The sequence below is a fragment of the Cytobacillus oceanisediminis genome (assembly GCF_007830235.1).
In the GTDB taxonomy this organism is placed as follows: domain Bacteria; phylum Bacillota; class Bacilli; order Bacillales; family Cytobacillaceae; genus Cytobacillus; species Cytobacillus oceanisediminis.
Map to the genome: position 1 here is coordinate 45,500 of NZ_VLKI01000019.1, position 18,602 is coordinate 64,101.

Genomic DNA, 18,602 nt, shown 5'->3' on the forward strand with positions numbered 1-18,602 from the left:
GATCGTGCAGCCTGGCTTTTAATCTTTTTCTGATGGGGACAGTTAATCGGCTGGGAAACCGTGAGGTGAAGCGAGCTCAATTCCATTTTTATAAAAGGTCTCCGCAATTCCATGGCGCAGACGGCTTTCAAAAGTTTGCTTTGCTTCAAAATGGGCAACTGGGACTTCGATAAGAAAATCCATGGCTTTATTGCGAAAATCAACAAAACGGATATCTGGAGATGGTTTAAGCAGCACTCCGTCTGCATTTGAAATCTCCCGTACTACTACTTCGTGGAGCAGCTCTTCGACTTTTTCTGTATCTGTTCCATAGGCAACACTTATCAGTACTTGTGCCAGCATTTCTGAACCTGTCCTGTTTTTTATTATTTGTTCTATAAAATACTGGTTTGGCACAATTAGCGTCCCCTCTTTGGCTGTCCGGATGATCGTTGACCTTAATCGAATACTTTCTATTTTTCCTATCTTATTATTGATTTCGATCATTTCCCCGATTTCAACCGGCCTTTCGAACAAAATGATAATACCTGAAATAAAGTTTCCGGCAACATTCCTCATACCGAAACCAATACCAATCCCAAGGACGCCCAATATCGCAGCTGCAGCACTTAAATCCAGCCCTACGGTCGTTAAGCTTATCCCAAGAGCCGCAATCATAACCGTATAATAGATCATCCGGTTGAATGAGTAACCCAATCCTCTGTCGACCCCGTAAAATTCATAAACAGACGTTAACAGATATTTGGTTAATACCTGAACAAGCCGGTGCGCAAGCGAAACAGTTAAAAAAGCAACGATAAGTAATTTGAGCGTAACATCTACTTCACCTGCTGTGAACAAGATGTAAGAAAGCCACTTCTCCTTTGAAAAGTAAAACAGAAAGAGAATAATAATCCCATAAAAAGCGGCCCAATTTACTAATGAGGCAACTCCTTGCAGAATACGCTCGTTTTGGATCGACTTCTTTTTCCCCGTTTTATTTAAGACCATGTTTATCGTCCATTTTGCAGCCAAAATTACGCCAGTAAAAAAGAGAAATAGTGCAGCTTCCTGTATTGTTACATTTTTTATTAATAGTATAGATACATTCAATTCATCCATTTAACACTCACCTGTTTAATTGCTAATGTTTATCTATTCCTTCTTTTGGGGCTTATTAAACAGAAGGAGGGTTTAAACCAGCTTTGTGTTTAACAATGATAAAAAAAAGGAAAGGTGAATATTAAATACATATAGTAAGGTTGGGTATGTGAATGTGGATTAACAAACCGTTTTTTAAATATGCAACAGGCATTATTTTGGTTTTAATCATCATTTTTCTGTTAGGAAAAATTGATTACTTTCTGTGGCCAATCCGTGCATTGATTGCCACTATCTTTTTTCCTATACTAATTGCAGGTCTCTTCTATTATATTTTAAGGCCGCTTGTTAGGCTGGCTTCTAATATCATGCCAAAACCAGCAAGCATACTACTGGTGTTTGCAGCGGTAGCTGGATTGATATACTTAGGGAGCAGTTTTGCAGGATCCCTGATAGGCAATCAAATTACCGAATTAACCGGGAATTTGCCTGAAAAAGTGAAGGATGTATCCAAAGAAACAGAAGAAGTGGTTGAAGAAAACAATATGGGAATGTTCTCTTACAAGAATCTAGAGAATAAGGCTGTCTCCTATTTTAAATCGATTTTATCCGGTGCAGGCGAAAACATCATGAATATATTCAATACGATTACCAGCATCGCTACAGTACTCGTCGTTGTACCTTTTATATTATTTTACTTTTTAAAGGATGATCATAAGCTTCGCCCCTTCCTTTTAAAATATTTGCCGGATAAACACGAGCATGAGGGAAACAAAATTCTTACGGATGTTGATAAAACCTTGTTTTCTTATGTCATTGGACAGTTCATTATCGCAGTTGTTGACGGGACACTTATGTATATTGGTTTCCTGATCATTGGTCTTGATTACGCTTTGATCTTGGCGATTTTTGCGATGTTCCTGACAGTCGTTCCATTTCTCGGCCCCATTCTGGGAGTAATCCCTGCCATTTTTGTCGGCATGATGCAAAGCCCAACCATGGTGATTAAAATTTTAGGCGTACTTGTTATTGTACAGCAGCTGGAAGGGAATCTTGTATCTCCTTATGTAATGGGCCATAGGCTGAACCTTCATCCCTTAACGGTCATTATTTTGCTGCTCGTAGCAGGATCCCTTTACGGCTTCATCGGAATTCTCATAGCCATTCCTTTATACTCAGTTATTAAGGTACTGGTCAAAGACTTCAAAAGATTTTACAGATTAAGAACAAGAGAAAGCATTTTATCGGAAGAATAGTTAGTTGATTGGTTGGGGCTGCCAAATCGGCAGCTCCTTTTTTTTGCGGAGATAATTCGAATGATATGATTCTTTATTAATAAAACAGTATAATAGGAATTGTGTGGAAATATTTTGAGAGGAGTTTTATCATGGCTTACCCAAAAACAAAAGAAACAATAAGTTTATTAAAAGAAATCGTCTCTATCCCGAGTCCTTCCGGAAATACGAATGAAGTGATTACATATGTGGAAAAGTTTTTAAATGAGCTGAATGTCGAAACCAGCAGAAACCGCAAAGGCGGTCTGGTTGCAACTTTGCCAGGCAAAGATGATGCCAATCATCGGATGCTCACAGCACATGTCGATACCCTTGGTGCGATCGTAAAAGAAATTAAACCGAGCGGACGCCTTAAAATTGATTTGATAGGCGGTTTCAAGTACAACTCTATTGAAGGCGAATATTGTGAAATTGAAACGTCCTCCGGCAAAAAACTCACCGGCACAATACTTATGCACCAGACCTCAGTCCATGTATACAAGGATGCCGGCAAGGCAGAAAGAAATCAGGATAATATGGAAGTCCGCATAGATGAACAGGTTCATAATGCAGAGGATGTCCGGGCTCTTGGCATTGAGGTCGGGGACTTTGTTTCCTTCGATCCTCGCGTGCAAACGACACCTTCAGGATTTATTAAGTCCCGCCACCTTGATGACAAAGCAAGTGTAGCCATCCTTCTCCAGCTTATTAAACAGATGAAGTCGGAAAATATTGAGCTGCCATATACAACCCACTTCCTTATTTCCAATAATGAAGAAATCGGCTATGGCGGCAACTCAAACATCACACCTGAAACGGTAGAGTATCTGGCTGTCGATATGGGTGCTATGGGAGATGGGCAATCAACAGATGAATACACAGTTTCCATATGTGTAAAGGACGCAAGCGGTCCCTACCATTATGAATTAAGAAAGCGGCTTGTTCAGCTGGCACAAGACCATCAGATTGGCTACAAACTCGATATCTATCCTTTCTACGGATCCGATGCATCAGCTGCCATCCGTGCCGGACATGATATTGTACACGGATTGATTGGGCCAGGAATTGACTCTTCCCATGCTTTTGAGCGTACACATGAAGATTCAATTAAAAATACAGCCAAATTGCTGTACCACTATGTACAATCAGAGATGGTACTATAATGTTATTTTATAAAACTGCACCTCCAATTGTTAGATGTGTCTAACTATTGGGGTGCAGTTCATCTTTATGGCGTTTTTTCTTTTTCCGGAGGTCTCTTCCCTCTTTGCAGCTCCCAGATGGAAAGGCCGAAATCCATTTGCAGGTGAGGATTATCCTTAAAATGCTTCCAGTCCCCTCCCCATTCAAAACCGAGGTCCTTGGCAATCCCGACAACCTCCATCCAATCTGCTCTGGCATTGCCATTCCCGTCGTATTGCATGTCCCAAATCACGTGGCCATCAACAGACAGCAGTGCAAAATCAATGGCCAGTCCAAAGTTATGATAAGACTCACCGCCCTTTGCATGTGTAACGATGCTGCCTTCTTTTGAACGACCCTTTTCATAAAGGGCGTCCTGCTCTTCGATACTTCTAAAATCCTGCGTAATCACCACGTTAATGCCCCTATCCGCAGCCTTCGCAATCAGCTCATCCTTCTTCTCTGCAACCACAGGATGCAGGGCGGTTGGAGGCGGCACATCTTTTAAAAATGGATCTTCTGCTTGCTGTATATATTGATAGAAAATGAGTCCAACTGTAGTCATGACTAATAAAAATAGAAGAAAGCTCCCTAATTGTTTAAAAAACAAAATATTATGTCCTTTCTTTGCTAGGTCTTGAAGTAGATACGTTTCTTATTTTAGCAATATTTTGAGGAAAGTTCACTTATAAGAGGTTGTATTGTACCAATGGGACTTTTGTGCTTCAGAATCTGCTGTTAATGCTTCAATCCCGATTCTTTTTACGGCGATCAAAACAGTTTTTTCGTCCATTTCCACCTGTCTTAAATCGTGGGATCGTGTATGTGTCGAAATCTACTTGTTTGCGGCGAACCGTACTCTATTTATGTGCAAAAGGTTATATTTCAACTCCAGCCTTTACGTCACAGCACTTATTACATCAACAACCATAAACTTTAGAGATAATTACTATTTTATTAACCAAAAAATACGCCGGCAAGAACCGGCGCATTCCTTCATTAATATAATTACTGATTTTCCATCCATTCTGGTTTGCCAAAGCCTTTAAACTGTTCATCAATGACTTTTTCAAATTCAGCTGACTCAACAGACTCTTTTAGGTCTTTAGCAAATTGAGCATCTTCATTTTTCGTATCAATGACCACACGATTGCGGTATTGATCTGGCATTTTTTCAAGTTGCAGTGCATCAAGCAGATCCATTTTTGCAGCCAAAGCAAAGTTCCCTGGAACAGCTGACAGATCAACACTGTCTACCGCACGAGGAAGCTGGGCAGCTTCGATTGGTTTAAATTGCAGGTTTTTTACATTGTTTTCCACATCTTTCTCAGAAATAGTAAGCGGATCTGCATCCGGATTTAAAGTGATTAGTCCTGCGTCCTCGAGAATCAAGAAAGCGCGTGCTGCATTTGTTGGATCGTTTGGAATGGCAATCGCTGCACCGACTTCAATTTCTTCAAGTGAAGCGAACTTTTTAGAGTAGATGCCCATCGGCGCGGTTGGAACCACAACTACCTCTGATAACTCGATGTTGTGTTCTTTTGCGAAGTTTTCCATGTACACTTTATGCTGGAATAAGTTTGCATCCAGGTCTCCTTTTGAAAGGGCCAGGTTTGGCTGGATATAATCACTGAATTCAACTACTTTCACTGTATAGCCTTTATCTTCAAGTACTGGTTTAATTGCCTTGCTTACCATGTCACTGTACGGTCCTGATGTAGCCCCGATTGTAACTTCCTTTTTATCGCTGCTTGCTTCTGAATTTGAATCTTCGCTGCCGCATGCTGCCAATAGGCCCAATATGAGTACATGCATGAATAGTATTCCAAGTTTTTTCATTTCCCTTTTCCCCCTGTTGTGTTTTTTAGACTATCGTCTATAGGTGTGATTCATTCAGTGGAGGTTTAAGGCGATCGCTGATATTCCGCCGCCCCCACTTTTTTTCTATCTTTTATCAACTAATCTTGCAATCCGGTCTCCTGCAAATTGGAATATTTGGACCAGGCAAATTAGAATAATAACGGTTGTAAACATAACTGTATTATCATATCGGTAATATCCAAAGCGGATGGCCAGGTCACCCACACCACCGCCGCCGACAATGCCTGCCATTGCTGAGTATGCGACAAGGCTAATGACTGTGATTGTAATCCCCTGGACAATTCCCGGTTTTGCTTCAGGGACAAGGACGTCCTTTATAATCATCCACGGCGATGCTCCCACAGCTACAGCTGCTTCAATCACACCTTTATCGATCTCACGCAAAGACTGTTCGACCATTCTTGCGAAAAATGGAATGGCCGCTACTGAAAGAGAAACAGATGCTGCAGTCGGTCCAATGGTTGTTCCAGTAATCAAATTGGCTAAAGGCAAAAGGGCAATCAGCAAAATAATAAATGGAATGGACCGTACCATATTGACGATAAATCCTACAATATTTTTAAAAGCTGTATTCTCCATAAATAGTCCTTTATCTGTTACAAATAGCAGCACACCTGTCGGAAGGCCAACAACAATGGCTATTACTATTGAAATGCCAACCATATAGATTGTTTCAAAGAATGCTTTATTTAGTTCTGGCAATATACTTAATAAACTATCAAGCTGCATCACGAATCACCTCCAAATTTCTTGTGCGATCAGTAATATAATGGATGGCACGTTCAATCTCAAGCGGCGAACCTGTCAATTCCATTACAAAGATCCCAAGCGGTGTTTCCTGTATATACTCAATTTTCCCGTGAAGAATATTGCCTTTAACTTTAAATTGCTGAAACACATCTGAGATGACGGATTCCTCTGCGATACTGCCCTGGAAATATATTTTTATAATCTTTCCATTCCGTTCCTTTAAAAGCTTTTCCGGCAATTCAAATTGAAGGATACTGTTAATAAAATCTTTTGTCAGCGGCTGCTGAGGATTTGAGAAAAGATCGTACACTTTTCCTTCCTCGATAACTTTTCCATCCTGCATGACGGCCATCCGATCGCAAATGTCTTTAACAACCTCCATCTCATGGGTGATTAATACGATGGTTAAGCCAAGCTCTTTATTAATTTTCTTCAAAAGTGACAGGATCGATTTCGTTGTGCTCGGGTCCAAAGCAGATGTTGCTTCATCGCATAGGAGGACGGATGGATTGTTAGCCAATGCCCGGGCAATTCCAACCCTTTGTTTTTGACCTCCGCTTAATTGTGAAGGATAGACATCCCGCTTATCCGTTAACCCTACCATATCAAGCAATTCTTTAACTCTTGCATCTATTTCGCTCTTCGTCTTGTGTGCTGCTTTTAAAGCAAAAGCTATATTTTCATAGACGGTTTTCGAACTAACCAGGTGAAAATGCTGAAAAATCATACCTATTTTTAATCGCGCCTGGCGCAGCTCTTTTTTTCCTAATGAGGTTAAAGATAGTCCATCAATTTTTATTTCCCCTGAAGTCGGCGTTTCCAATAAGTTTAAACATCTGATCAACGAGCTTTTACCTGCACCGCTATATCCTACAATTCCAAAAATTTCTCCTTTTTCCACTTTAAGTGACACCTGGTCAACACCTGTTACTCTCCCTTTTTTTGTTTCATACACTTTTACCAGATCTTTTATTTCTATCATGCAGATCCCCCCGTTCATTCGTCCCTATTTCCGATCCAAACAACATGAATCGCTTTAACATAGCCTTTTTCAAATAAAAAACCTCTTTCCATTCGGAAAGAGGCATCGCGTATGTATTACGACTTATCTTTCAGAATGAAATCATTCTGCAGGAAGTGGCACCGTTCCAAAATGGAGGTTGCCGGACGTCATAGGGCCTGATCCCTCAGTCACTCTTGATAAGTTAGCTATTAAGTTGTTAGTGAAAATATTATATCCATACAATAGAATTGTCAATATGCTTTTTATATTCAAACAATTAAAGGAAACGCTTCCATCGTTGCGGCAGTAAGAAAAAATTTTTTAAGGAAAGATTTACAATTGTTTATTTTGTTTTAATAGATATCCTGCGGGTAAATACAAAGCAAGAAATAACTAAACAAGGAGGAAAATTGCTAAATGAATCGAGACCAAACGAATGGCAATGTTGATCAATTAAAAGGCGAGCTGAAAAAACAATACGGCAAATTTACAAATAATGAATCAAAAGAAGCTGAAGGAAATATGGATAAAATGAAAGGCCAAGCCAAAGAAAAATGGGGGGATGCCAAAGAAGCCCTCTCCAAAACTTTTAATGATTCAAGAGATTAATAAAAAAAGTAACCAACGCGTTCAAGACGTTGGTTACTTTTTTTATATTTCTATGTTTCATTTAAACATAAATGGGTAATGAATTAAAAAGTTGTTCTCGCACCAAGGTAACGCGGCTTCCAGTAGGAGTTATTCATGTCACTGATTTCTACACCTCGTGAAGAACCTGCATGGATAAACTTGTTATTCCCAAGGTAAATTCCTGCATGGGATGGACCTGCTTTATACGTTTCAAAGAAGACAAGATCCCCTGCTCTTGGTGTTGAAACTGACCTCGTAGCACTCCAAATGGATGCTACAGTACGAGGAATGGAGATTCCTACGTTGCTATATACATAGTTAAGGTAGCCGCTGCAATCAAATCCTGACGGCGTGCTTCCTGCCCATACGTATGGAACACTCATATATTTCTTTGCTTCTGCTATAAGCTCGTCAACCTGTGATGCAGTCTGGGCCGCTACTTTCGTTTCGGTTGTCTGGCTTACTGAAGTCCCTTTAACCTTTAACGTTTGGCCTGCATAAATAAGATTAGAAGAAAGATTATTCATTGCCTTTAATTGTGAAACCGATAAGTTATGGCGAGATGCAATTCCGGAAAGAGTGTCGCCTCTTTGGATTGTATAGACACTGCTGCTTCCTGAAGAAGCCGTTGCTGCAGGTACAGATACACTTTGAGATGTGCCTTTGACCTTAAGCTTTTGGCCTGGATAAATGGTGTCACGGCTAAGCCCGTTTAAATTCTTAAGAGCGCTGACGGAAAGGCCATGTGTTCTTGCAATTCCCCATAAAGTATCGCCTGATTTCACTGTATAGCTGACTGCTCCACTGCTTGATGTACCAGTTGAAGCCTCATGACTGTGCGGTGCTAACAAAGATAAAGACTGTCCCGTATAAATCGTCGAACCAGAAATGTTATTCCATTTCTTTAATTCTTCCACTGACAGATTATTATTAATGGAAATTCTCCACAATGTATCGCCTAACTGAACTTTATATCTATTTTCATGAGCACTTGCTTCACCATTGAACGTTGTAAACAATAAACCAGCTGTCGCAGCCATTGTAAGTAGTTGTTTTTTCAAGTTGTACTCTCCTTAAATTTCTTTGACAACCTAATATTAGTAATAAATCTAGTAAAATCCTACCTGAAAATATTGGATTAATTGGTAAAACTGCCTCCCTATTCCTAAACCTCCCTAAACATCCTAACCCTTCCATTAAAAGCTAGTTAATTTAACCCAGAAAATAATAGAAATTTAAACTATTCATGGAAACACAAGTGTAATATACCCCAAGTTATTTGAATGTTTACAATACACTTTTTAATAGTAAATACCCCCAAAAATAAAAAGGATCCCATTCTTTAGCTGTTTATCTTACTTTTAATAACGGATATAAATAAAAAAAGCAGGTCCAAGGACCAGCTTTTAATTAATGATCTGTTTTTCTCCAAACTCTTTTGTTCTCGATTCTGTTAGTAAGTCCCATGGAGTCGAGCCTCTCTAAAAAAGGAATCATATATTTTCTGGAAAGTCCCAGGACTTCCTTGGCATCTCCAACTTCAAATTCAGCACCTGTATCTTTTTTTAGTTTGTCTACTGTTTGTCCGAAATGGTCTCCATGCCAATAAAATTGCCCATCAAGTGGCACAATTGTTCCCTGCTCCTCTAAGAAACGCTTCAAATCACCTTTTAGAACTTCTGGAATCCCAGCAGAAAAATAATAGTCATCAAAATGCTTTACTTTTAAACCATCCTTTTTTAATTCAGCCAGAAGATTCTCAATGCGTTTTTGCCAGTTTTGCGGGATGTGCGGATGGAAATCGGCATTTTGCAAATATTGCCCTTTTCTTCTGAAAATTCCACATTCAGTTCCAAGGCTTATCACAAATTCAACAAGCATTTTAGGATAGGCTCTCAGCATAACCTGAAGAAGTTCTGCTTTATTTAACCCCTGCTTCATCGGGTTCTGATGATGAAACTCATGCAAACGGTCATATAACTCTTCTTCAATGCTTTCTTTTATAGCAGCAAGTGTAAATTCTTTGCTGTTTATAGAAAGGAAATCTGCATCAGCCAGCACTTCTTTTACTGTAATTTCATCTAGTGAAGTTCTGGTCATTATTTCGGAGAGCGACAAACTCTTGCCTTCCGTTAACGCAGCCATAATTCTATCTTTAGGGCTGCCCTCTTTTTTCTTGCTTAATTCCTCGATGGTTTTTAACCCAAACCGATATTTCTCACCGTTGGGATCAATTACCCAGCCGCCTCCGATTGTCTCCTGGGGACTTGGCCTTCTCAAAATAAACCGGTCTCCTCTTTTGGTTACAATCTCCTCGTCCAATCGCAGCTGGCAGAGAATTTCCCCATCGTTATCGTTTAATTCATTACGATCGAAAAATACGATTCTTCCCATTACTTCAGCTGTCCCAATATGGCATTTTATCGGCATCCGCTGTTTTATGATATGTTCAAAATTTTCAACCATTCTAACGGCTACATCAATGGTTTTTGTTACGCTAAAATGCTCAGAAGAAACAAGTACTTCTCCACGCTCAATGTCTTCCTTAGATACCCCGGAAAGATTAATTGCCGCCCTTTGCCCTGCATAGGCGGTATTTGCAGGCTGATGGTGCACCTGAAGCTGCCGAGCTCTTACCTCAAGTCCTTTTGGCAGAATTTTAAGAGGCTGCCCTTCTTCAACCCATCCTTCATAAACCGTTCCTCTTACTACCGTTCCTTGCCCTTTTACGGTGAATACCTGATCAATCGGCAGGCGGAAAGCCCCTTTCGTATCCCGGGTATCCTGTTCTTTCAAAGTATGAATGATTAACTGCTTTAGCTCATCAATTCCGTTAAGAGACAAACTATCTGTTAATACGAACGGAACATGTTCAAAAACTGTTCCTTTAAGTTCCTCGATTATTTCTTCCTTTACAAGGTCACTAAATTCCTCGTCTACTCGATCAATCTTCGTAATAGCAACAATCCCTTTTCGGATCCCAAGAAAATCAAGAATCTCCAAGTGTTCTTTTGTTTGCGGCATTACCCCTTCATCAGCGGCAACTACTAATACAACTAAGTCTATTCCCGCTACACCGGCTATCATCTGCCGTATAAAGCGTTCATGTCCGGGAACATCCACGACAGATATTTGAATTTCCTCATCTTCATATAAAGGTGCAAACCCGAGCTCTATGGATATTTGCCGTTCTTTTTCTTCTTTTAACCTATCAGTATCTACATTCGTTAATGCTTTAGTTAAAGTTGTTTTACCATGGTCGATATGACCTGCCATGCCTATAGTAAAATATCTCTTCGTCAAATCTGCCACCTACTTCTATATACATTCTTTTTTTAACTGTATCCTGAAAAAAAGAATCTTTCAATAAACAGGTATTATAAAGATAAGAAAGCTCCCACTGCACCGCTGTATTCCCCATTCTGAATAAAAAACGGATTCAAGCCAAGCATTTTGGTATAATGCTCTAAGCGGTTCTTAAGCAGCTTATTATTTTTGAGAGTATTTCCAATATAAACGATGTCTTTAATTTGATGATGGGAAGCTGACTGCATACTTAAAAGGACGATCGTTTCTGCAATCATATTGGTTAAGCTTGCTATTTTATCTTCATTGCTTACCTTTTCATTAATGCGAACTTTTCCAAAATTGCTGGCGGTCAGGCTGCCGTCAATTGGAGGTTTGGAGGGGTGGTAGATATCTTTAACCAGCAAATCTGCAGCTGCAGCTTCCCCTTTTCTTGCCAAAGAAACCAGCTTTGAAAAGTCGGTTTCTCCAGTAAGCAATTTCCCCAGCCCCAGAAATGTGCCTCCGCCGATAGCGCTCCCTAATAATCGGGTATATTCCCTGGCCTTTATAAGATAAATGGATGTACCGGTTCCAATATTAATGAGCAAATAGTTTTCCTTCGTTCTCCCTTCCTGATTCATCAAAAAAGCAGCTCCTTCACAGTTTGCCTTAAATTCAGAAACAGTTATGGCATTTGGAAAGAAATCATTTTTAAGAAATTCTGATTGGCCGCCTGTCAATGCAAATGATGCCCCCGAAGCAGTCATCTTCAGCCACTTCATAGAACTCTGTAAGTTATCCATTGAATAGGTCTTATAGTGAAAGCGGCTACTTTCTTCATAAACCATTTTCAGCAATGTACCGCCAGCATCTATCCCAACTTTATCAGGTCTCATGAAGATTCCTCCTTTCTTGCAGATTGCCTATCTTTCCTTTTGAATGGCACCAGCAGCAAAAGAAACAGCAATATGGCAGCCCCTTCAAGTGATAATATGTAAACAGGGTACGGACCAAAATAATCCAATAAAGAGGCATTATCCGGTTTATAGGAAAGGAACATATAATTTCCGTCTGTAAGTTTGTTTGCCATAAAAGCAACAGCTGCACTTATATTTAAAAATAGGACGGACATGAGCATTCCTTTACCTGTTGGCCTATATTGATGGACAAACACAAAATACAGGCATGTCCAAATAATAAGATTATGGGTAATAAAAAATTGAAAATAACGAAAGTGGGGAAAGCCTAAATACAGCTCGGGAGTCAGGATGGCCATCAAAGCACCGACTATCCCAATGAAATAGACAATTTGGAAAATAGCTTTAGATTTAGTTGCTAATAAAACCAAACATAGAATTAGGCTAATCGAACAGAGATGAAGCGGCAAAGTGAAGGAAACATCCCAATAACCACCTTTGTAGAGCCATATATGATAGAAGAGCTCCATCGTAAAAAGCAAGAAAAACATTACCTTCCTGACTTCCCCGTCAATATGGCGAAGGCGATCTCGGAATATGAACATAATGCCGGAAACTGCAGCAAATAAGGCAATCATTAAAAGATGAGAAGCTGTAAAAGCAATAAAAGGGAAAGAATTATAATCATGAGAAAATACTCCGGACATAATAACTCTCTCCATTCAAAACGTTTATTTTTTAATCTTAATGATTAATTGCTATATTCCTACTTTAAAAGCAAAGGCTCTGATAAATTTGCCTGTTGATTCCTGCTCAAGAAGCTCAGCGAACCGCGGGTGGTCCAGTAGCCTCCTCCCGCCGGTCTTTGAATAAGCACCTTGTAGATAACACCGCACGAAGGGAATGCGAATGCATTTCTGAGGATCTGGCGCCATCCGCTCCAATCAACAGGGTGCTAAAATCAACAAAAAGCTTTAACGCAGCCAAAGCAAAAGAATATTGAAACAAAGAAGACCATGATAAAAGATCATCTCAATGGGGATATGCATGAAAAAATATTATCTATTTAACATGTTTACTGAGCAATCATTACTGATTAAACCAAAGCGGATCATCATTATCAACTTCACCATTATAATTTATGAGTATTTCTTCTCCCGCCTTTATATCCTTATAGGCAAAAAAGTCAAAAGTGTGATTATCAAAATTTATATCATAAACAGCATTTGGTTTATAGGAATGGTTAAAAAGCATCCCATACCCTAAAAGGATTGCACTGTGTTTAGCTCCGTATTCGAAGGCATAATCAGCAAGAGCGGTTTTTTCTATGTGCTGATGCTCTTCATTGGGATAAGGCAGGACTGGTGCTTCATGGATTAGCTCACCCTTTTTAATATCACGTGTTGCAAAGACTCCTCTGTTATGTTCGCCATCACTTAGCGTAGATGTTTTGATTTCAATCATTTAGTTACCTGCTCATTCTCGTCTATGACGTGTTTTATTTTTATGTTTGACAGTTATGTCTAAATAAATAACTTTTAAAGATTTTAGGGAGATCATCTCTTATTTTCCGATAAGCTTATATTCTCCAAATTCTAGTTTTTTGGTGGTTTCAAGTTGTATTAATTTGGGGGACCCTAATTGAATTTTTTGTGAAAACAATGGGCCGTCATATACAAACGTATGATACTCTCCCGATTCCCCCATTGGGCAAACAGCTTCTTTTTGGATATCTTGCAAAAAGGCAGCATCAAGTTCCCTGCCCAGCCAGGAGGGATCCAGTACATCCTCTCGAACACGAATTACTCTGGCCTTATTACCTGATTTCACAAAGGTTTCAAGTGCCTGGATACTATCTTTTTCCTCCATCCAGAGAGGATATACAGCATTAATTCCGGCTTCTTCTGCCACCTTTTCCCCCCAACGGCGATGTCCTGCTAAGTACAAGTCACCATATGCAATGCCTGTAAGTTTAAACTTATCTATTAATTTTTTTAATTTACTAATATAACGTTCTGTGTAATTTTCAAAAGAACAAGAAATGAATTCTACAGGTATAGATAATGCTTTAGCCTGAAGATGAATCAATTCAGTCTTTTCTCCATGGCCAAAAGTTCTGCCGATCTCTGCTGGCACAGTTGTTATCAAACATGCAACTTCAACACCCTGCTTTACTAAAACCTCCAAAGCAAGGCAGCTGTCTTTGCCGCCGCTCCACGATAAGGCTACTCTATTAGCCAACATCATCACCTTCTTATCTTTCAAAACTTGTAAAGGATAGGCAAGCTATCCTCCTCTTTTCAATTAATTTAAAAATTGAAACTCCGTGCTGCTTCCTGTCTGGCTCGCTGTTACTTCAAGGCGGGCGTCGATTCTTTCCTTTAATTCCGGAACATGGGAAATGATGCCAACAAGCCTGCCGCTGCTTTGAATATCGATTAATGCCTCAATTGCCTGATCTAATGATTCAGGATCAAGTGTGCCAAATCCTTCATCAATGAACATCGTCTCAAGAGAAACTCCTCCGGCATATTGCTGGACTACATCAGCCAAGCCAAGTGCAAGGGCTAATGCTGCTTTAAAACTTTCTCCGCCTGACAATGTTTTGACATGCCTTTCCTGGCCTGTATACTGATCGAACACTAGCAGTTCAAGACCGCTTTGCGCATTTCCCTTCGAACGGTCTGTTTTTCTCAGCAATTGGTACCGGCCGCTTGTCATCCGGGTTAATCGCCCATTTGCTTCTCTAAGTATATCGTCCAGAAATGCAGCAAGTACAAACCTTTCAAAAGTAACTCTGTATGTGTTCTGTCCTTTGGAAATTTCATATAAATGTCCAATCACTTTATAACGTTCTTCAAGGACCTTCATTTTCTCATTAATTCCTGTTATTTTTTGTAAGGTTTCTTCATTATGCTTCTTTTTCATATACAGATTTGTATATTGATCCTGCAGCTGTTTTAGATGGTCATCTGTTTCTTTCAAGCGTGCTTGCAGACTTTCGAGGTCTGGCTTTTCAACACCCTCTAAAAGCTGTAAGACCTCCGAATAACGGTCAGTTACTGACCGTACTTCTTCACGATATTCCCGCACTTCTACTTCCAGCGCACGAACCTCATGTTCGGTTTTTTTTGCATTTCGGTATTCTCCATATGAGTCAAATCCCTGATCCTTCATACGCTGAACAAAGTTCTGTCTTTCAACTGCCAGCTTTTCCTCAAGTTTAACAGCTTGCCTTTCGATCGTCTCCATTTTTGCCTGTTCAGCCATATAGGCAGCCTTTGTATCCTGAAATTTCTGTTGTGCAATTTCCAAACTTTTTTGCAAAGTCTCCAGTTTATCAACCGCTGCTTTTAGATTGGCCTGGTAAGCTTCCATGGAACGCAGATTTTCCGGAATTGCCTCAGTCATCCTTGTCAAGTTGCCTTTTTTTTCAGCATAGAGAATAGCGGTATCGTTTATTTGACTTTGCAGCCGTTCTATTTCTGCACCCAGAGCTTCCTTTTGCTGATGAGATTTTTCCATTTCTAAGGTGCAAGCTTCCAGTCTTGAGCTCTTTTTCTTTAACTCCTCTTGAAGGTTTAAGAGATCCTTTCTTTGTGCAAGAAGAGTACTCTTAATAATCGGCAGGTCTCCCTTTTCCGTATCCGGCCGCTGTTTTTGTATAAGTTTGAATAGCTCACATAAAGTATTTTCAATAGATTTCATGTTTGATTGAGATTCATAGAACGATGACTCCGCTTTCGCTTTATCTGCTTCGATTTCGGCTGCGTGCTGTTTGGCTGCCTTTAAATCTTTTTCATCAGGAATATCAGTTTGCGATGCAGCCGGATTTGGATGATGATCTGAGCCGCAAACCGGACAAGCTTCTCCATTTTGCAGCTGATTTGCCAAGATGGATGCTTGTCCATGCAGCCATTTACGTTCCAGCTCCTCAACAAGCATTCTGGCATCTTCCAGCCTGGATGCTGTCTGTTCAAAGTATCTTTTCTTTTTTTCGAATACTTCGAGTGCTAGCGTATAATCGCCCTGCAGCTCTTCATATTTATGAAGCCGTTCTATTTCTTCAGCCATTTTTTCCAGCCGCCGGTCATGTTCCAAAAGCTTTAAATGACTCTTTTCAATTTCCTGTTTTTCCTCAGCCAATACTTGAATTTTATGATCAGAGGTTTTAATTGCTTCATCCTTATGCTTTTTTTGAAGGCGGAGGGTTTCCAGCTTTTCTTCAAGTGCACGAACCTGCTTTTCTACTTCAGCATAAGAGTGGATATCCTCTTTCATGTTTTGCAGCCGGTTAACCTTCTCCCCAGCCTGCTTTCTTTCATCTTCACGTTTCTTTTCAGCTTCCCATCTTTCTTCGTTTTCCTCTAACAGCCCGGCTAGGGAAGCAATGCTTTTCTTTAGTGCAGTTAGTTCCTCTTTTGAAACGTCCAAGTCCTTCTTTAATTCATGGCAAAGCTGCTCCTGCTGGCTAAGCAAAGCTGCTTTCTGGGCAAGGGAAATTAGATTTTCCTTCCCGGCAAATTCTTCTTTTAATCCTTCCAGCTCATTTTTTCTTTGTTTCAGTTCGTCTCTTGCCTTTAACTGTTTGATAATCGTTTCTGCTTCATACAGCTTTTGCTGGAGTTTGTCTCTTTTTTCTTTCTGGCTCTTGCCTGCAGCTGTTAATTGCTCAAGACCTTCCCTCATTTGCCCAATTTCTGCATTTATAAGCGGCAGCAAAATTGTGTCATTTACACTGCCAGCTTCCAAATATGCCATAAGTTCCTTATTAAAAACTGCCTGGGCCTGGAGTAAAAGCTGATCACGAAGCTTTACTTGGTCTTCAACTGTTCTTTTTAGCTCAGAAGCATCTTCTTTAAGCTTTTCTTCAATCCGCTTATAAATCTGGGTGTGAAATAGCCGCTGAAGAATTACTTCCTTATCCTTGCTCTCTGAGGTTAGAAGTTTTCTGAATTCTCCCTGTGGGATCATCAGGATTTGCCTGAATTGATTGCTGTCAATAATCATGATTTCCTTGATTTTTTCATCGACATCTCTTACATTTGACGCAAGAAGCTGCCTGCTTCCATTTTCATCATAAATATAAAGTTCAGCTTTGGCACTTACTATTGTTGTACCATCGCCACGTTCTTTTTTCTTTTCCTGTTGAGGTGACCTGGAAATGTAATATGATTTATTTCTTAATGTAAATTCAAGAGAAACCTCAGTCAGTGTTTCGTTTCTGGCAAACTGGCTTCTAAGTTCCGGTCCATTTCGGTCCTCACCGCTTGCTTTTCCGTAGATTGCATAGCTAATCCCATCAAATATGGTTGTTTTTCCCGAACCAGTTTTTCCGGAAATGACAAACATTCTCCGGTTCCCAAGTTCTGTAAAGTCAATTTGTTCACTATCTGCATAAGGGCCGAACGCTTGCATCTTTAATTTTAATGGTCTCATTTTAGCGCTTCCTCCCTTAGCACTTTTTCAATCACATCGGCCATAACCTGTTGTTTATCGTTTGTAAATTCGGAAGTAGTCATCTGCTCATAAAACTGCTTAAAAAGCTCAAGCTCTGACTTTTTCTCCTCCTTCATAGAAATGAAGGAGCTTTTTTTCTTCATATCTGTAATAGAAATCTTCCGTTCAAGATGAAGTACATTTGGATATACCTGCCGTAGCTTATTAATCGGATCCAATAATGCCCCTTCATCCAAAAGTGTGATTTTTAAATAGTCATCCAGATTTTGTTTTTCATAGAATGCTGGATCCATCAGCTCATCAAGATACCCTTCGACTTCCCTTAAATCCTTTTTAGGCTGTAAGGAACGGGTACGAAGATCGAATTCACCATTTTCTTTCATCTCAATTATGGAAATCGATTTTTCCTGTTTCGCTTCAGAAAAAGAATACTTTAAAAGCGAGCCAGAATAGCGGATTTTGTCATGCTTGATCGCATCTGGGCTATGCAAATGCCCAAGTGCCGTATACGAAAACGGATCGAAGCAATTAGAATGGACACAGCCTGAACCACCGACAGAAAGAGTCCTCTCCGATTCGCTCGTCGCCCCGCCAAGTACAAAGGCATGTCCAACAAGAATATTGGGTTCATTCGGATTTAAAGTTTCTTCAATCTTCCCGACAATAGCCTTCATGGCATCATCATGTGAATGGATTTTGTCATCATCAAGCAAATGCCTGACCATACCAGGTTCTGCATAAGGGACAAGGTAAAAGTTAACACCCTTGATATGTATTGGCCTAAAATCATTTACCAGCTTTCCTGATAAATAGAAACCGCAATGTCTGTACCACGAGCTGCCAAAGGAAAGCCTTTCGGCGCTGTCATGGTTTCCGCCAATTGCTACTACTGGAGTTTTAAGTTCTACATTTATTTTAAAAAGAATTTCATTTAACAATTCTACAGCATCAGTTGGAGGTACAGACCGGTCATATAAATCTCCTGCGATAACAACAGCATCTGGCTTTTCTTCTTCAACCACTTCAACAAATTGATTTAAAAAATGGCGCTGATCTTCCGTCATGTACACCCCATGAACCAGTTTACCTAAATGCCAATCCGCCGTATGGATAAATTTCATATCAATCACCCTCTTT

The 18,602-nt window shown here is 39.9% G+C and carries 16 protein-coding genes and 1 riboswitch; of the genes, 3 read left to right on the forward strand and 13 right to left on the reverse strand.

Annotated elements, in window-relative coordinates; translation table 11 throughout:
• Positions 1-42 precede the first annotated feature (42 nt).
• Positions 43-1,101: a mechanosensitive ion channel family protein gene (locus IQ19_RS22135; RefSeq protein WP_242021091.1), complete on the reverse strand. Its 1,059-nt coding sequence runs from the start codon at positions 1,099-1,101 to the stop codon at positions 43-45.
• Positions 1,102-1,253: 152 nt separating this feature from the next.
• Between IQ19_RS22135 and IQ19_RS22140 the strand changes: the two genes are divergently transcribed.
• The gene (locus IQ19_RS22140; RefSeq protein ID WP_144545175.1) at positions 1,254-2,336 is read left to right on the forward strand and encodes an AI-2E family transporter; all 1,083 of its coding nucleotides are present in this window, start codon (positions 1,254-1,256) and stop codon (positions 2,334-2,336) included.
• Positions 2,337-2,467: 131 nt separating this feature from the next.
• Positions 2,468-3,517, forward strand: coding sequence for a M42 family metallopeptidase (locus IQ19_RS22145; protein ID WP_144545177.1), 1,050 nt, complete (start codon positions 2,468-2,470; stop codon positions 3,515-3,517).
• Positions 3,518-3,582: 65 nt separating this feature from the next.
• Here the strand turns inward: IQ19_RS22145 and IQ19_RS22150 are convergent, their stop codons facing one another.
• From IQ19_RS22150 to IQ19_RS22165, 4 genes are all read right to left on the reverse strand, one after another.
• A complete protein-coding gene (locus IQ19_RS22150) occupies positions 3,583-4,101 on the reverse strand; it encodes a M15 family metallopeptidase (protein WP_144545268.1) in 519 nt (172 codons plus the stop codon).
• 443 nt (positions 4,102-4,544) lie between these two features.
• On the reverse strand, positions 4,545-5,375 hold the full coding sequence (locus IQ19_RS22155; protein ID WP_144545179.1) for a MetQ/NlpA family ABC transporter substrate-binding protein: 831 nt from the start codon (positions 5,373-5,375) through the stop codon (positions 4,545-4,547).
• 105 nt (positions 5,376-5,480) lie between these two features.
• Complete coding sequence (locus IQ19_RS22160) at positions 5,481-6,146, reverse strand: methionine ABC transporter permease (RefSeq protein WP_144545270.1); 666 nt, start codon at positions 6,144-6,146, stop codon at positions 5,481-5,483.
• On the reverse strand, positions 6,136-7,149 hold the full coding sequence (locus IQ19_RS22165; protein ID WP_144545181.1) for a methionine ABC transporter ATP-binding protein: 1,014 nt from the start codon (positions 7,147-7,149) through the stop codon (positions 6,136-6,138). Before IQ19_RS22165 ends, IQ19_RS22160 begins: the two co-directional genes overlap by 11 nt.
• Before the next feature lie 120 nt (positions 7,150-7,269).
• Positions 7,270-7,374, reverse strand: a riboswitch (SAM riboswitch).
• A 213-nt stretch (positions 7,375-7,587) separates the two neighbouring features.
• On the opposite strand from IQ19_RS22165, the gene IQ19_RS22170 reads away from it, so the two are divergent.
• On the forward strand, positions 7,588-7,779 hold the full coding sequence (locus IQ19_RS22170; RefSeq protein WP_110066809.1) for a CsbD family protein: 192 nt from the start codon (positions 7,588-7,590) through the stop codon (positions 7,777-7,779).
• A gap of 83 nt (positions 7,780-7,862) precedes the next feature.
• Here the strand turns inward: IQ19_RS22170 and IQ19_RS22175 are convergent, their stop codons facing one another.
• From IQ19_RS22175 to IQ19_RS22210, 8 genes are all read right to left on the reverse strand, one after another.
• Positions 7,863-8,861 (reverse strand): C40 family peptidase, encoded by a 999-nt coding sequence (locus IQ19_RS22175; RefSeq protein ID WP_144545183.1) that lies wholly within the window; start codon positions 8,859-8,861, stop codon positions 7,863-7,865.
• Positions 8,862-9,210: 349 nt separating this feature from the next.
• On the reverse strand, positions 9,211-11,076 hold the full coding sequence (gene selB / locus IQ19_RS22180; RefSeq protein WP_242021096.1) for a selenocysteine-specific translation elongation factor: 1,866 nt from the start codon (positions 11,074-11,076) through the stop codon (positions 9,211-9,213).
• Between the two features lie 101 nt (positions 11,077-11,177).
• Entirely contained in the window at positions 11,178-11,984 is an 807-nt protein-coding gene (gene coaW / locus IQ19_RS22185) for a type II pantothenate kinase (RefSeq protein WP_144545188.1), read from the reverse strand.
• Positions 11,981-12,712, reverse strand: coding sequence for a YwaF family protein (locus tag IQ19_RS22190; RefSeq protein ID WP_144545190.1), 732 nt, complete (start codon positions 12,710-12,712; stop codon positions 11,981-11,983). Before IQ19_RS22190 ends, coaW begins: the two co-directional genes overlap by 4 nt.
• Positions 12,713-13,094: 382 nt before the next feature.
• Complete coding sequence (locus IQ19_RS22195) at positions 13,095-13,469, reverse strand: SET domain-containing protein (protein ID WP_110066814.1); 375 nt, start codon at positions 13,467-13,469, stop codon at positions 13,095-13,097.
• A 99-nt stretch (positions 13,470-13,568) separates the two neighbouring features.
• On the reverse strand, positions 13,569-14,192 hold the full coding sequence (locus tag IQ19_RS22200) for a Dph6-related ATP pyrophosphatase (RefSeq protein WP_394140660.1): 624 nt from the start codon (positions 14,190-14,192) through the stop codon (positions 13,569-13,571).
• A gap of 117 nt (positions 14,193-14,309) precedes the next feature.
• Complete coding sequence (locus IQ19_RS22205) at positions 14,310-17,444, reverse strand: AAA family ATPase (protein ID WP_144545191.1); 3,135 nt, start codon at positions 17,442-17,444, stop codon at positions 14,310-14,312.
• The gene (locus IQ19_RS22210) at positions 17,441-18,586 is read right to left on the reverse strand and encodes an exonuclease SbcCD subunit D (protein WP_144545193.1); all 1,146 of its coding nucleotides are present in this window, start codon (positions 18,584-18,586) and stop codon (positions 17,441-17,443) included. Before IQ19_RS22210 ends, IQ19_RS22205 begins: the two co-directional genes overlap by 4 nt.
• Positions 18,587-18,602 lie beyond the last annotated feature (16 nt).

Coding starts and splice junctions, on each gene's coding strand:
- IQ19_RS22135 (WP_242021091.1), bottom strand. CDS start 1,101: ATGGATGAATTGAATGTATCTATACTATTAATAAAAAATGTAACAATA.
- IQ19_RS22140 (WP_144545175.1), top strand. CDS start 1,254: ATGTGGATTAACAAACCGTTTTTTAAATATGCAACAGGCATTATTTTG.
- IQ19_RS22145 (WP_144545177.1), top strand. CDS start 2,468: ATGGCTTACCCAAAAACAAAAGAAACAATAAGTTTATTAAAAGAAATC.
- IQ19_RS22150 (WP_144545268.1), bottom strand. CDS start 4,101: ATGACTACAGTTGGACTCATTTTCTATCAATATATACAGCAAGCAGAA.
- IQ19_RS22155 (WP_144545179.1), bottom strand. CDS start 5,375: ATGAAAAAACTTGGAATACTATTCATGCATGTACTCATATTGGGCCTA.
- IQ19_RS22160 (WP_144545270.1), bottom strand. CDS start 6,146: ATGCAGCTTGATAGTTTATTAAGTATATTGCCAGAACTAAATAAAGCA.
- IQ19_RS22165 (WP_144545181.1), bottom strand. CDS start 7,149: ATGATAGAAATAAAAGATCTGGTAAAAGTGTATGAAACAAAAAAAGGG.
- IQ19_RS22170 (WP_110066809.1), top strand. CDS start 7,588: ATGAATCGAGACCAAACGAATGGCAATGTTGATCAATTAAAAGGCGAG.
- selB (WP_242021096.1), bottom strand. CDS start 11,076: ATGGCAGGTCATATCGACCATGGTAAAACAACTTTAACTAAAGCATTA.
- coaW (WP_144545188.1), bottom strand. CDS start 11,984: ATGAGACCTGATAAAGTTGGGATAGATGCTGGCGGTACATTGCTGAAA.
- IQ19_RS22190 (WP_144545190.1), bottom strand. CDS start 12,712: ATGTCCGGAGTATTTTCTCATGATTATAATTCTTTCCCTTTTATTGCT.
- IQ19_RS22195 (WP_110066814.1), bottom strand. CDS start 13,469: ATGATTGAAATCAAAACATCTACGCTAAGTGATGGCGAACATAACAGA.
- IQ19_RS22205 (WP_144545191.1), bottom strand. CDS start 17,444: ATGAGACCATTAAAATTAAAGATGCAAGCGTTCGGCCCTTATGCAGAT.
- IQ19_RS22210 (WP_144545193.1), bottom strand. CDS start 18,586: ATGAAATTTATCCATACGGCGGATTGGCATTTAGGTAAACTGGTTCAT.